Annotated in this window: 9 protein-coding genes; 4 read left to right on the top strand and 5 right to left on the bottom strand. The window is 69.3% G+C overall.

Going from position 1 to position 13471, the window contains the following annotated elements; all coding sequences use genetic code 11:
- Window positions 1-136 precede the first annotated feature (136 nt).
- Window positions 137-928, bottom strand: a complete 792-nt coding sequence (locus C1N81_RS44320) for a GntR family transcriptional regulator (protein WP_394437626.1) — start codon at window positions 926-928, stop codon at window positions 137-139.
- A gap of 430 nt (window positions 929-1358) precedes the next feature.
- On the opposite strand from C1N81_RS44320, the gene C1N81_RS44315 reads away from it, so the two are divergent.
- Together C1N81_RS44315 and C1N81_RS44310 are read left to right on the top strand one after the other, a co-directional pair.
- On the top strand, window positions 1359-3434 hold the full coding sequence (locus tag C1N81_RS44315) for a glycoside hydrolase family 36 protein (protein ID WP_394437624.1): 2076 nt from the start codon (window positions 1359-1361) through the stop codon (window positions 3432-3434).
- Between the two features lie 390 nt (window positions 3435-3824).
- Window positions 3825-4526, top strand: coding sequence for an RDD family protein (locus C1N81_RS44310; RefSeq protein WP_394437622.1), 702 nt, complete (start codon window positions 3825-3827; stop codon window positions 4524-4526).
- A gap of 151 nt (window positions 4527-4677) precedes the next feature.
- Here the strand turns inward: C1N81_RS44310 and C1N81_RS44305 are convergent, their stop codons facing one another.
- Window positions 4678-6096, bottom strand: coding sequence for a purine-cytosine permease family protein (locus C1N81_RS44305; protein WP_394437620.1), 1419 nt, complete (start codon window positions 6094-6096; stop codon window positions 4678-4680).
- Between the two features lie 142 nt (window positions 6097-6238).
- Window positions 6239-7396, bottom strand: a complete 1158-nt coding sequence (locus tag C1N81_RS44300; RefSeq protein ID WP_394437618.1) for an FAD-dependent oxidoreductase — start codon at window positions 7394-7396, stop codon at window positions 6239-6241.
- A 317-nt stretch (window positions 7397-7713) separates the two neighbouring features.
- Between C1N81_RS44300 and C1N81_RS44295 the strand changes: the two genes are divergently transcribed.
- Together C1N81_RS44295 and C1N81_RS44290 are read left to right on the top strand one after the other, a co-directional pair.
- Window positions 7714-9381, top strand: coding sequence for an amidohydrolase (locus tag C1N81_RS44295; RefSeq protein ID WP_394437616.1), 1668 nt, complete (start codon window positions 7714-7716; stop codon window positions 9379-9381).
- A gap of 5 nt (window positions 9382-9386) precedes the next feature.
- Complete coding sequence (locus C1N81_RS44290; protein ID WP_394437614.1) at window positions 9387-10421, top strand: Lrp/AsnC family transcriptional regulator; 1035 nt, start codon at window positions 9387-9389, stop codon at window positions 10419-10421.
- Between the two features lie 589 nt (window positions 10422-11010).
- Here the strand turns inward: C1N81_RS44290 and C1N81_RS44285 are convergent.
- Together C1N81_RS44285 and C1N81_RS44280 are read right to left on the bottom strand one after the other, a co-directional pair.
- Window positions 11011-11412 (bottom strand): hypothetical protein, encoded by a 402-nt coding sequence (locus C1N81_RS44285; protein WP_394437612.1) that lies wholly within the window; start codon window positions 11410-11412, stop codon window positions 11011-11013.
- Between the two features lie 467 nt (window positions 11413-11879).
- Entirely contained in the window at window positions 11880-13232 is a 1353-nt protein-coding gene (locus C1N81_RS44280) for a hypothetical protein (protein WP_394437610.1), read from the bottom strand.
- Between the last annotated feature and the right edge of the window lie 239 nt (window positions 13233-13471).

Here is a 13471-nt window from a genome sequence, read left to right as displayed (position 1 = left end):
AGTACTGGTCTCATTCATGGCCGTCAATAGTCTTATTCTGGTCTGTATCTGGTATTCCTTGGCGGACGCTCCGTCCGCCCCACGGCCGGGGTACGTGGTGAAGGAGGAGAGCGCCCGGAAGGCCTGCGGTGATCTATCAGCCCTGATTGGTGATCGAGGCCCGGAACCGGTAGCGGTCCCCCCGGTAGACCTGGACGGTCAGTTCGATCGGGCGGGACTCCTGATTGGACGTCAGCTGGGTCGCGACGAGCATCGGCATGGTGTCCCCGATCCCGAACAGCTCCATCTCCCGTGGCGTCGGATGGCGGGCCTCGACCGAGTAGTCGGCGACGCGGGGCAGCTGCGGCGGGTTGGCGGCGCGCAGAGTGGCGTAGAGCGAGGCAGTGCTGAAGTCGGTCTCGGCCAAAGCGGGGCAGACCGCCAACGGGAGCCGGTTGTGCTCGAGCACGACCAGCAGACCGTCGAGGGAGCGCAGTCGGTGCAGATCGAAGAGGTCGGCGCCCGGAGCGATCCGGAGCTGCTCGGCCTCGGACACCGTGGCCGGGCGGACGGTGGCGGAGAGCACCTTGCCGGCCGTCGTGAGGCCGTTGGCCTGGGCATAGTCGGCGAACCCCTGGACCTGGGGGGCCACCGCCGCGGTGGACGCCATCGCCGCATCAGGGAGCAGGCCCAGCTCGGCGACGAACCACCCGCGCGACGACGACGGCCGCACGATGCCCCGCGTCTCCAATTGCGCGAGGGCCGCTCGCAGTGTCACCCGCGATACGGCGTACCGCTCGACCAGAGCCCGCTCGGAGGGCAGCCGGTCACCGGGGCGGGCGGCAGCGGCGCGCAGGTCGTCGAGCAGCCGCGCGGCCGTGCGTTCGTACAACGGGAGAGCGTCGTCGGCGAAAAGACCTCTGGGCATCGGCGTACTCGCATCCGTCATACCAGAACCATACCAATCCGATGACGCCGCCAACCCTCGTCCTGGGCGGCGCACCCGTTGACATGCCAGTCGAATACCACTTACGTTCTCGAAGCAGGCCACCCGGTGATGAAGAAGTAGCCCGTGTGAGCGACCTTCCATGTCGCCGTGCCCCGGGCACCCTCCGGTGATCGGGGCAACGTTGTCGCAGCTCACCGAGGATGGCCGCGCACTGCTACCGGAGGCGACCTCGCACCGGGGCGCCCGTTCGGACGGCACCTCGTTTCCCGACCCCACCGACCCCCTGCGTAAACCGCTAGCGGACCAGGCATCGACCAGCCCGATGGACGGTCGCTTCGTCGCGAGCACGCGGCTCGACTCCGACGATCCACCACGACGGACAGAAGGCGGCTGCCCCAGTCGGGCACGCACGACCGAAAGAGAGTTCGACATGACGGACATGAACCGGCGCAGCGTACTGAAGGTGGCGCTGGGGGGTGCCGGCCTGGCCGCCCTCCCCTCCGTGGCCCTGGGCTCCTCACCCGCGGCCGCCGCACCGAACTCGCATCCCGACCTCGTCGGAGTCGGCGACACCTCCATCACCCTGGAGTTCGACGACCGACTGCGCAGCCGGGTGGCGCTGCAGGGCGTCGCCCTCACCCGCTTCGACGCCGGTGAAGCCCTGCTGGTGGGCGACAAGGCCATCGAGGCATTCGCCTACCGCGGACACCGGACCCGCAGCACCCGCCACCCCCGCCATGGCGCGGGCGTCCGGGTGACGATCGAGGGCACGTCCAGGGAAGGCGTGCACAAGACGGTCGAGCTGACCTCCTTCGAGCGGCTGGCCGGCATGATCGTGATGAAGGTGACCTACACCAACAGGTCCTCCACCGCGCTGAAGGTCACCGGGTGGCGCAACGGAGCACACGAACTCCTGGAGACCCCCGGCGGCTTCTACACCTTCTCCGGCACCACGTACACGGACCGCCGCGACTGGGTGATGCCGGTGAAGGACGGCTACGTCCAGGAGAACTCGCTGGGGATGGACTCCTCCGACTACGGCGGCGGCACCCCGTTGGCGACCGTCTGGCGCCGGGGCGCGGGCCTTTCCGTCGGACACGTAGAGCCCGTCGCGACGATCCTGCGCATGCCGGTCCGCAAGACGGCCGCCGGGGCGAGCATCGCCATCCAGGACGACACCGCCCGCACCCTGAAGCCGGGCCGTCGGCTCAGCACCGACACCACGTTCCTGACCGCCCTCCCGGGCGACCACTTCGTGCCGCTCCAGCGGTACCGCGACTACATGAGCGACGTCGGCCAGCGCGCCCCCGAAGTCCCCGCGTCGGCCTTCGAGCCCATCTGGTGTGCCTGGGGCTACGAGCGCGACTTCACCGTCGAGCAGGTCACCGCAACACTGCCGAAAGCGCGTGAGGTCGGCCTGCGCTGGGTCGCGCTCGACGACGGCTGGCAGACCAATGAGGGCGACTGGGACATCAACACGGCGAAGTTCCCGCGCGGCGAAGCGGACATGCGGGCCTTCACCAAGGAGATACGGGACGCCGGCCTGCGACCGCGCCTGTGGTGGGCCCCGCTCGCGGCGGACCCCGACAGCAACCTGATCCGGGACCGCTCCGACATGCTGTTGCTGGACCGCGACGGCAACAAGCAGGACGTCACCTGGTGGGACGCCTACACGCTCTGCCCGGCCTACCAGCCGACAGTGGACTACTTCGTCGAGCAGGCGAAGAGGTTCATCGGCGACTGGGGCTACGAGGGGCTCAAGATCGACGGCCAGCATCTCAACAGCGTCGCGCCCTGCTACAACCCCAAGCACCGGCACGCCCGCCCCGAGGAGTCCACCGAGGGCGTGGCCCGGTTCTGGAAGGCGATCCACGAAGCCGCACACGCGGCGAACCCCGACGCCCTCGTCGAACTCTGCCCCTGCGGCACCGCGTTCGCCTTCCACAACCTGCCCTACGTCGACCAGTACCCCAGCTCGGACCCGGAGTCCTCCTACCAGGTCCGCAGCAAGGGCAAGTCGATGAAGGCGCTGATGGGCACGGGCAGCAGCTACGCCGGCGACCACGTCGAACTGAGCGACGGCGGCGACGACTTCGCCTCCTCCTACGGGGTCGGGGCCGTCCTGTCGACCAAGTTCACCCTCCCCGGAACCGGAGCCCCGGACAAGGCGACCGACCTCACCCCGGAGAAGGAAACCCTCTGGCGCAAGTGGGTGTCCCTGTACGAGAAGAACATGCTGCCCACCGGGGAGTACCGCGGTGAGCTGTACGACATCGGCTTCGACAAGCCCGAGGCGCATGTCGTGGCCACGAAGCGGACCCTCCACTACGCCTTCTACGCCGACCAGTGGGACGGGACGGTCGAGCTGCGCGGCCTGGGCCGCACGCGGTACCGCCTGACCGACCCGTTCACCGGCACGTCACTCGGAACCGCCACTGCTCAGCACAACACCGTGAAGCTGTCCTTCCAGCGGTTCCAGCTCGTCGTGGCGGAGCCCATCGGCTGAGCGCCTGATCCGAACGGCTATCAGGCGGGCGGCCGGGGCAGCACTCCCCCATGGTGCGAGTCGCGTGCCGCCGCTGCCGGGCGTGAGGTGGAGGGTGTTTTCGGAGTGGGTCGGCCGAGGCGTGCGTGCCGCACATCCGGCGCTGATGCACTATGTCCCGCAACCGTCAGCAACTTGGCTCCCGTCGGCATCGCGCCGGCGTGCCCTTGTCCGTGTCGCCGTTGCACAACAGACGCCTGCCTTCTCTGGACAGGGCGCGACCGGTTGGGGAACATGATCACTTCGTGTCGTGGACAACGGCGGGGGATCAAGCCGTGCTCGCGGCTGTGCCGACGTGCCGTCCTCCGTCGGTCCGCGGCGTCATCCACGACAGCCCGAAGGAAGCGCGCCATGAGTTTCGGCGGCCCGAACGACCCCTACAGACCGCAGCCCCCGCAGCCGGTCACCAACCCGGGCCCTTATGGTCAACAGGCCGCTCTTCAGGGCGTTTCTCCCGAGGGCTACAGCTATCCGCAACAGCCGGGGATGCCCCAGCAGGGCATGCCGTACGGCGCATACCCACATCCCAATGTGCCGTATCCGGGTATGCCTGGTGTGCCGCCGCTCGCCACCATGGGGCGACGGCTGGCAGCGCGGGTGATCGACGGAGTGCCGCTCGGGATCATCAACCTGATCCTGATGGCGCCGCTGTTCGTGGACTACATCGACGCCGTGATGAAGTGCGATCCGGATGACCCCGCCGCCTTCAACAGTTGCGCACAAGACGCCATATTGGACTTCTACGTGGGCATCATCCCGCTGACCCTCATCATGGCGGGCATCGCCTTCCTCTACGAATGGCTGATGATCGCGTTCGTCGGCGCCACCCTCGGCAAGCTGGCCGTCGGTGTGCGGGTCCTGAAGGTGGAGAACGGGGCGAAGCCGGGACTCGCCAGCAGCTTCGTGCGCTGGGTGGTTCCGACGGCTGGCATCTTCGCCTGCGGCTTCGGCCAGATGGCCGTCTACCTCTCACCCCTGTGGGACAAGTCCGGCCGCAGTCAGGGCTGGCACGACAAGGCCGCAAGCGTGGTCGTCGTACAGGTGAAGGGCTGACCCGCAGCCCGGTGCCGGGCGGCGCGGCCACCACATGTTCGGCGACCTCAACGCGCTGGGCCTGACCACCCTGACTGCCGACCACCGGCCATGAGCGGCAGCTGGTGACACGGTCGCGCCCGGCCCTCAAGCGGGCCGGGCGCGAGGCGCGTCACAGCGCGGGAACACGTACCTCCTCGGCGGGGGCGGGGGCACCGTGCTGCTCGGCGCCTCGGGCGAGGAAGTAGTAGAGCGCCCCGGAGACGAGGAGTCCGACGATGAACGCGAGGTCGGCGCCGCCGAGGGCCTTCGTCACCGGACCCGTGTAGAAGCTGAGGGTGACGAAGGGGATCATGGACACGAAGCCGCCGAAGTACGCGGTGAGTCCGCGCCAGGCCCAGTGGCCGTAGCGGCCGTGCGGATCGGTGATGTCGGCGATGGCATAGCGCCCGCGCCGGACCACGTAGAAGTCCACGAGGTTGACGGCGGTCCACGGCACCAGCAGGTAGCACATGACGGCGATGAAGGTGTGGAAGCTGTGCATGTAGTCGGCGGGCATGCTCAGGGCGATGCCCAGTCCCACCGCGCCCACCGCGCATACGCCGACGACGCGGAGCCGCAGGGTGGGGTTCACGCGCTTGATGCCGTCCAGGACCGTGGTGGCGCTGAGCATCGCTCCGTACGCGTTGACGCCGGAGGTGCCGATCAGTGCGGGCAGGGTGGCCAGGACCGCCACGGCGCCGAAGCCGGGGAAGACGGTGTCGCCCACCAGGTGCAGCTGGCGCAGGGCGTCCGGCGCCGGGACGTAGGAGGCGAAGAGGGCGCCGAGGCTGCCCAGCCAGGCGGCGCCGGTGAAGCCGCCGAGGAATGTCCAGCCGATGAGCTTGCCGTCCGGGATGTCGTCGGGGAGGTAGCGGGAGTAGTCCGAGACGTAGATGCCGTAGCTGATCTGGTAGCCGCCGGCGGCGGCGAACTGGGCGAGGAACGCGGAGCCGGAGAAGCCCGCGGCGACCGGGACGGCGTCGCCGAGCGGGTAGTACACGACGGCCGCCACCGTGACGACCGCGAAGATCGCCATGGTGAGGTAGCTGAAGTAGCGCTGCACGGTGTGCAGCAGGTCGTGGCCGACGACGGCGATGACGACGGCCACCACGGCGAGGACGACGTACCAGATCTTCCGGCCCGGCAGGAACATCGACAGCGCGTCGCCGGCAAGGACCATCTGGAAGACGTTGTAGCCGACGTAGATGAAGACGGCCATGGCCAGCGGGAAGAACGCGCCGCGCGACCCGAATTGGGCGCGGGACTGGATCATCTGGGGCAGGCCGAGGCGGGGGCCCTGGTTGGCGTGCAGGGCCATGAACAGGGTGCCGAAGGCCATACCGGAGATCACGGCGGCCAGTGACCAGCCCAAGCCCATGCCCATGGACGGACCGAGGAAGCCGACCAGCAGGGACGGCAGCATGAAGCCGCCGGTCAGCCAGAACGGGCCCTGGTGCCACGCCTTCCCGTGGCGCTCAGTGGCGGGGACGTAGTCGATCGACCGTTTCTCCACGCCGTCTATCCGGGCACCTGAGGCCATGTCTGCCATGTCTGCCGTGTGTGCCATGTGCGCCATGTCGAGTTCCTCCTGGGTCGTGCATGATGCGAAAGGTGTCCTTGTTCTGTGGTGGGTGGTGCGTCGTGCACGGGGTGCCGGGTGCGGCGCGGCCTCCCCGTTCGCGGGGGCCGGGTCAGGCGGCGCGGCGCTGCGTCGGGCGGACCGACTCCGCACCCTGGTGCGCCGCGACGTTGACCCGCTCCTGCCAGCGCTTGGAGCGGCCCGCGGCCCAGACGAGGACGGAGCGCAGGTCGGCGACCGGGCGCGGCCAGCGGGTGCCGACGCGGCCGTAGAGGCGGGAGTAGCGCTGGGTGGCGTCCGTGACGGGGCGCTGGCGCGCCTCCCATGCGCGCAGGCCCCGGGGCACGTCGGACTGGCCCTCCAGCATCAGGCCGAGGCCGTAGCCGTTGGTCATCGCCAGGCAGGCGGCCTGTCCGAGGTTGGGTGACATGGCGCTGGCGGAGTCGCCGACGAGGGCGACGCGGCCGTTGACCCAGCTGTGGCAGCGGACGTCGGAGAACGAGGCCCAGCGCGAGACGTCCGGGATGCGGTCGAAGATGCTCCGCAGGGTCGGGAACGACTCCGTCCACGACTCCTTGTTGAAGGGCCGCTCGCGCCCGACGAGGTCGCTGGAGGGGCAGCAGGTGTACACGTAGGTCTGCTCCGGGGTGACGGGCACGATGCCCACGCGCCGACCGCCGTTCCAGTACTCCAGGGCGTTGTCGACGGGGTCGTGCGGCAGCCGGGGGATGAGGCTGCGCATGCAGCCGTCCTGGAGGTCGCGGACGACGAGGTTGAGGCCGACGGAGTTGCGCACCGGAGAGCCGACGCCGTCGGCGCCGACGACCAGGTCGGCCTTGAGCCTCTCGCCGGACTCCAGCAGCAGTTCGCCGTCGGGGGTGGCGCCCGCGACCAGCGAGTCGGTGACGATCTCGACCCCGGCCTCGGTGGCCGCGTTGCCGAGGGCCCGGTGCAGGTCGGGACGGAGCACGGTGAAGAGGCGGGTCTCGCCGCCCTTCATCCAGTCGTCCTGGAGCAGGCGCCGCCGTTCGTCGTACAGCCGCCAGCTGTCGATGCGCTCGGCGCGACGGGTGGCCTCGTCGAAGGCGCCGATGCCTTCGAGTACCCGCAGGGCGTTCTCCCACATGAAGATGCCCGCGCCGATGTCGCGCAGGTCGCGGCCTCGTTCGTGCAGACGGACGCTCCAGCCGCGCTGGGCCAGCGCGGCGGCGGTGGTCAGGCCGGCCAGGCCGCCTCCGGCGATCTCGGCGTGACGGGTGGGCGATGACATGGGGCCTCCATGCGGAAGTGATGAGTGCGGGTGTCCGGACGCGGGGTCCGCTACGGCGGTGTCCGGTACAGCGGTGTCCAGTACGGCGGTGTCCCGTACGGCGATGCCGTGGGAGATCACCGGGCGAGCGGCGAGGGAAAGGCTGCACGTTTCGCGGTGCCCGAACGGAATCAGTCCTCACGCCCTCTGTCAAGGGTTGAATTCGTTATGTGTGGCAGCCCTGCGGGTTGAATTAGTCATTGACATGCGTCGGAGCGCGCGATTACGTTCTCGCTTCAACAAAAGTCCCCGTCGGGCAGACCATCGAGGAGGCGTACATGAGCGAGGGCACCGCGGAACTCGTCCTGATCTCGGACAAGTTGATCCGGATGGCCGAGGGCGAGCCGGTGGGCCCCGGCTTCGTCGCCGTGCGGGCCGGGGTCATCGTCGCCACCGGCCCCAAGGAGGACGCCGGGGCCCACACCGGACCCGGCACCCGGGTGCACGATGTCGGCGACCGTCCCGTCATGCCGGGCTTCGTCGACGTGCACGCCCATATGGAGGTCGCCGCCCGTACGCACTACCAGACCGTCGACTGCCGGGCACCGCGCTGCGGCTCCGTCGCCGACGTCCTCGCCACCCTCCGCGCACACCTCGACGAGGCGGTCGACGGCTGGCTGGTCGGCCAGGCCAACCTCTTCTTCGACCAGAAGCTCACCGACAAGCGCCTGCCGACCCGCGCCGAACTCGACTCGGTCAGCACGGAGGTGGCCGTCGCCGTACGCGCCGGGGGCCACATCACCGTCCTCAACAGCCGCGGCCTGGAGCTGGCCGGCATCGACCGCGACTACCGTGAGGCCGAATACAGCATCACCGGACTGCCCACGGTCCTGCGGGACGACTCCGGGGAACCCACCGGCGTCGTCAAGGAGATGGACAACCTCCTGCCGCTCCCCCGCCTCTCCGGCGACGCGCTGCACCACGCCCTCAAGCGCGGCGTGCGCGAGCTGTTCACGGCCCACGGAGTGACCACCATCGGCGAGATCTCCGAATCGGTGGACGGACTGCGGGCCATGGACCGCCTGCACCAAGACGGTGAGTTGGGCACCCGGCTGCGTGTCTATCTCTGGGCCCCCGGCACGGTCTCCCTGGACGAGGCGTGCACCCACCGCGAGTGGCTGGACCTGGGCGCCCCCGAGGAGCTGCTGCGCATCCACGGCGTCAAGATGTTCGCCGACGGCGGCTACTCCGCCGCCAGCGCCGCCGTCAAGCAGCCCTACGTCAACGACGACCACGCCGGCCACCACCACCGCGGCGAAGTGGCCCTGAGCCCCGACCAGATCGGTGAGGCGCTGCGTCGTACCGCGGAGGCGGGCCTCCAGCTCGCCGTCCACGCCAACGGCGACCGCGCCCAGGAAGAGGTCTGCGAGGCCATTGCCGCGGCGGGCGGCGCCCCCGCCGGAGTCCCCGCGCCCCGCGTCGAGCACGCCGGCAACTTCCTTCCGGACCCGGCGGCGACCGCACTGTGGCGCAAGGCGGGCATCATCCCCGTCCCGCAGCCGGTCTTCCTCTACACCTTCGGCGACTTCTTCCCCGCCTACCTCGGCGACTACGGCCGGCTCGGCCGCTTCCCGTTCCGGCGCCTGCTGGACGAGGGCTGGCCGATCACCGGCAGCTCGGACGTCTGGATCGGCTCCGAGGAGCGCGCGACGAACCCGTTCTTCAGCATCTGGTGCACCCTGCGCCGCCAGTCGTTCCTGGGCGACATCCTCGACGCCGACCAGGAGATCACCCTCGCCGAGGCCCTGCGCATGCACACCATCAACGCCGCCCGGACCCTCGGCGAGGGCGACAACTACGGCTCTCTGGACGCGGGCAAGCACGCGGACGTCATCGTCCTGGACCGCGACCCCTTCGCCTGCTCGGCGGACGAACTGCTCGACGTCCGCGTCGACGAGGTGTATCTCGCCGGGCGCCTCGTCCACGAAGCCGCACCGATACGATGACTGCCATGCGCGGCCCCTCTCACCTCGTCTCCAGCTTTCTCGACGGCTCGCTGCCGCTGCCCGACCAGGACGAGGTGGACTCGCGGATCACCGAACTCGACCGCCAACTCATCCGCCTCCTCCAGGCGGACGGCCGTCAGTCCTTCGCCGGCATGGCCCGTGACCTGGGCGTACCGGAGAAGACAGTCCGCCGCAAGGTCAACCAGCTCCTCGACGACAACGTCATCCAGATCACGGCGGTCGCCGACCCCGGCCTCCTCGGATTCCCGGTGATGGCCCTTGTCGGACTCGGCTTCGACGGCGGACAGGCCGTCAAACCGCTGATGAACTCCCTCGCGGAGCTGCCCGCCGTCGACTACGCCGTCATCACCACGGGCCGTTACGACGCGCTCGTGGAGGTGCTGTGCCGTGACACGGCGGAACTGCTGACCGTCGTCCACGACACCCTGACCCGGACACCGGGCGTCGGATCCGCCGAGGTCTTCCCCTACCTCCAGCTCCACTACCAGGAACCGGCCTGGGACGTCGCCCAGGACAAGGCGGCGCCGCAGCGGACGGAGGAAGGCGACAGCACGCAGGCCGCCTCGCTCGACGCCACCGACCGGCAGATCATCGGGGAACTCAGCCTGGACGGCCGGCTCCCCTTCCAGGGCATCGCGGAGACGGTAGGCATCTCCGAGTCCCAGGTCCGCAAGCGCGTCACCCGCATGCTCGGCGACCGCGTTCTGCGTATCACCGCCATCGCCAACCCGCGCAGCCTCGGCTTCGAGATGCAGGTCTGGGTGGCCATCCGCGGCCGCCCGGGCCAGGGCATCGAAGCCCTCGCCCAGCTCCTCACCAAGATCCCGTCCATCACCTATGTCGTGGCCTGCGCCGGCCGCTTCGACATCTTCGCCGAGGCCGTCTGCCGCGACGCCCAGGACGTCATGCGACTGATCGACTCCGAGATCAGAACCCTGCCGGGCGTGGAACGGACCGAACTGCTCATGTGCCTCGACCTGTACTACCGGGCCGTGCGTCCCGCGGAACGGCGGACGTGAGGCGGGGTCACCGCGCGCCCCGCCTCCGTCGCGCCTGAGCACGTCCGCGCCTCCCACCGCCACCTCGCCAGTCGCCGGACGGACAAGGAACCCATATCCGTCCGGCGATGCTTGGGAGCACCCTTCCGGCACAGAGATATCGCCGGCATTCCGTACCGCGTCGGCAAACGACATACCAAGCGTGCCGCTGCGCGACCGGCGCTCCTCAGCGCTGCCGGTCCCACAGGCCGCCAGGCAGTGGCCTGGCCCGCCCGGGCAACTACACGCTTCGCTGATCGAGGAGGGCGTCAAGATGCTTGACCATGTGATCGGCTTCGTGGCGAGTGTTCTCGCCCCGGACTTCAGCGGCCGCCGGGAGCGCCGACGGGCACGCGCTTTCGAGTCGGGTGACGAGGTCGTCTTCGAGGCATGCCTGCTCGGCGAGCAGAGCTACTGCCGCGAAGCGATCGTCTACATGGCGGCGTCGCACGTCTCCCTGCACGTCTCCCCCACGGAGGTGAGCGGCCTCGAGCCGCACCGTTGCCGTACTGGACGCGGGCGGCACCGCGACGGCCCAGCCGGCCCCGCCGGGCTATCCGGCCGGCTGGGTCTACGGCCGCCGCACCCCGGCAGCAGCTGCGGGCCGGTAAGCGACAGCTCCGAGTGGGCCGAGAGCCGACGAGGGCGGCGCGGCGATCGTCCTGGCAAGCGCGGCGCTGACCCGGGTCCGGCCACGGTGACGAGCGGCATGGCGGGCGGCCTGGTTCACCGAGCCCTCCAGTGGAACCGAGTAGGCAGAGGCGCTCAGGTCCTCGTTGTCGAACCAGTAGTTGCACCCCTCGTGGGCCTTAGGTCTGATCGTCGCGCCGTCGAACGGTGTTCCCAGCAACCCTGAGACGTCCGCCCACAGGCGGTCGCCGAATTCTCTGCTCCGGAAGCCGTCCGGCCGCGCGGGCCCGACACAGAAGTCGAAGTCCCTTTTGTAACCGTCGTACTGCGCGAAATCCGTCATCGGATCTTTCTACAGGCTGGCCAGGACTGACAGATAGCTCGATCGTTTGCCAATACGGGCCGGATCTGGTGTGGGGGTCGTCTTGTGTCGGCTCGCCTCTCGCCCTGCCCTTCGCGGTGGCGCAGCCTTGCGACGTCGCGCGCACCGGCCACGGCGCGGGCACACCTCATGGAGGTCGGCGGCGCGGGGGCAGCGGTCGCCACCTCCGCAAAGCGCGTCTTTGCTGCTCTCGCAGCGTCCGCCAGGCCGCCGGCAGGGCGCAGCTGGAACCGCCGGGAGCCGCCGGAGGCAGGTCCGGGCTGCCCGGCGCCGCCTCTTCGCCGTCGCGCGGCGGCGAAAAGGCGACCGAGCGGATATCGGCCGGACAGAGACCGGGTGCTTCAGCGGCTGACCGCTGGACGTCTCCCGAGTAGGCTGGCGCCGTCCCCCGGGGGTTTGCCGACAGCTTCCTCCGGGGGACTCGCGCGTTACGCCTTCAGCGCTGCCACCTCGCGAGCCCGGTCCGCCAGCTCGCGCACCACGTGCGACCTCTGGTGAGGGCGCATCTCCTTGCGCATCGTCTTGAAGTGATCATCGCCGCGCGCGGAGGACACCTGCTCGTACTCGGCAAGGAACCGGCACCAGGAGTGCGCCGAGGCGTCCACGTGCCCGAGTGCCAACTGGCGCTGCGCGAGCAGGGCGTAGGAGTGCACGCGCCCCTGGCGTTCCTGTTCTGGCTGCACTGCGATGGAGTCCTGCAAGGCCTTGATCGAACCGCGCAGATCGTTCTCCTCCATGAGCACATGCGACGTGTGGAACAGCAAGGCGGTTCGGTCGTAGCCGCCTACGGCGTCGCGTCGGCTGTCCGCCTTCGACAGGGCGTTCTCAGCCTCGCTGAGCCGCATGTGGGCCTGCCGCTTGTCCTTGACCATGGATGCGGCATGCGCCTGCTGGCCGCGCAGGAACGCCACCAGCCGCGGGCCGGCCGATGGAGCGGCCTCGGCCGCCGAGTCGGCGAACTCCAGCCCCTTCGAGCCGCGGCGCAGGCTCGTCATCTGCAGGGACATGCCGCGCAACGTACGGCAGTAGGTGACGTGGTCGTCGGCTTCGTCCGCCAGGTCGAGGGCCTTGAGATACCAGCGTTGGGCTGCGGCATGGTTCTTCTCGTACATCGCCATCCAGCCGGTCAGATACGTCAGGTCGCTGGCCGCCGCCTTCATCTCGTTCGCAACTGCTGCGGTGGACTGAGCGCGCAGCCACGGCGCGACGGTGTTGACGAGATACGCGGCCGCCATCGGACGTGCGTGGCCGGCGCCGTCCTCGTCCAGGATGTCGGCGATCCTCCCTGTGGTACGCCGGAGGCTTGCGACCTGCGAGGCGCCCACCCGGGCAGTCGCCTTACCAGTCGACACCGGTTCGCCGGCACTGGCTTGGGTGGCAGAGCCGAAGACGGGGACCGCCAGAGCTGCGGAAAAGACTCCTGCGGCGAGTACGCCGCGTCGGGATGGATCCATGTCCGCCCTTCCGAGAATGAGCAACTGCTCGACAGTGTCGAGGTCTTGATGCCCACTGGGGGATGTCGGTGGTGTGAGACCGGCTTCCTCGTGGGTGATCGGTCGACCGCACTTCTCGGAGAGTGCGGCGAGAACGAGGGGCCGGACCTGCCACTTCGGCTGGTGTCCGCGTAGCCACATCGAAACCGTGTGGCCGGAGTAGTTCAGTGGTATGCCGGCGAGCCGCCCCATCCGGTTCACGGCGCTCGCCAGTTCCTGACGCTGACATTGTGCCTGGTCAAGTAGGGCGCTGAGGCTGGAATTTGGCGTACGCGGACTCGATGGCATGGCGTATCTCCCGACAGCTCCGACAGCTTTTACGGCGTTTACGCGACTGTTCTCCTTTCAAGGTACCCGCGCACTGCCACCGGGCGATTACCTAAGTGACAGAATTTGCCGGAAGTGATCAAGAGGCAGAGGTATCTCGCGGGGGCAACGCATTCCCGGGTGGTCTCTGACCACCTTGACCACCCCGGGCCCTGGACCCGTGCCTACCGCATTGATTCAGCGGTTCGGTAGCGGAGGCA

The organism is Streptomyces sp. SGAir0957, assembly GCF_043523415.1.
The sequence above is the reverse complement of the archived record's forward strand: the minus strand, read 5'-3'. Positions and strand labels throughout refer to the sequence as shown.

What these genes read in the sequence shown, in the direction of transcription:
- C1N81_RS44320 (WP_394437626.1), bottom strand. Translation starts at nt 928, where the DNA reads ATGACGGATGCGAGTACGCCGATGCCCAGAGGTCTTTTCGCCGACGAC.
- C1N81_RS44315 (WP_394437624.1), top strand. Translation starts at nt 1,359, where the DNA reads ATGACGGACATGAACCGGCGCAGCGTACTGAAGGTGGCGCTGGGGGGT.
- C1N81_RS44310 (WP_394437622.1), top strand. Translation starts at nt 3,825, where the DNA reads ATGAGTTTCGGCGGCCCGAACGACCCCTACAGACCGCAGCCCCCGCAG.
- C1N81_RS44305 (WP_394437620.1), bottom strand. Translation starts at nt 6,096, where the DNA reads ATGGCAGACATGGCCTCAGGTGCCCGGATAGACGGCGTGGAGAAACGG.
- C1N81_RS44300 (WP_394437618.1), bottom strand. Translation starts at nt 7,396, where the DNA reads ATGTCATCGCCCACCCGTCACGCCGAGATCGCCGGAGGCGGCCTGGCC.
- C1N81_RS44295 (WP_394437616.1), top strand. Translation starts at nt 7,714, where the DNA reads ATGAGCGAGGGCACCGCGGAACTCGTCCTGATCTCGGACAAGTTGATC.
- C1N81_RS44290 (WP_394437614.1), top strand. Translation starts at nt 9,387, where the DNA reads ATGCGCGGCCCCTCTCACCTCGTCTCCAGCTTTCTCGACGGCTCGCTG.
- C1N81_RS44285 (WP_394437612.1), bottom strand. Translation starts at nt 11,412, where the DNA reads ATGACGGATTTCGCGCAGTACGACGGTTACAAAAGGGACTTCGACTTC.
- C1N81_RS44280 (WP_394437610.1), bottom strand. Translation starts at nt 13,232, where the DNA reads ATGCCATCGAGTCCGCGTACGCCAAATTCCAGCCTCAGCGCCCTACTT.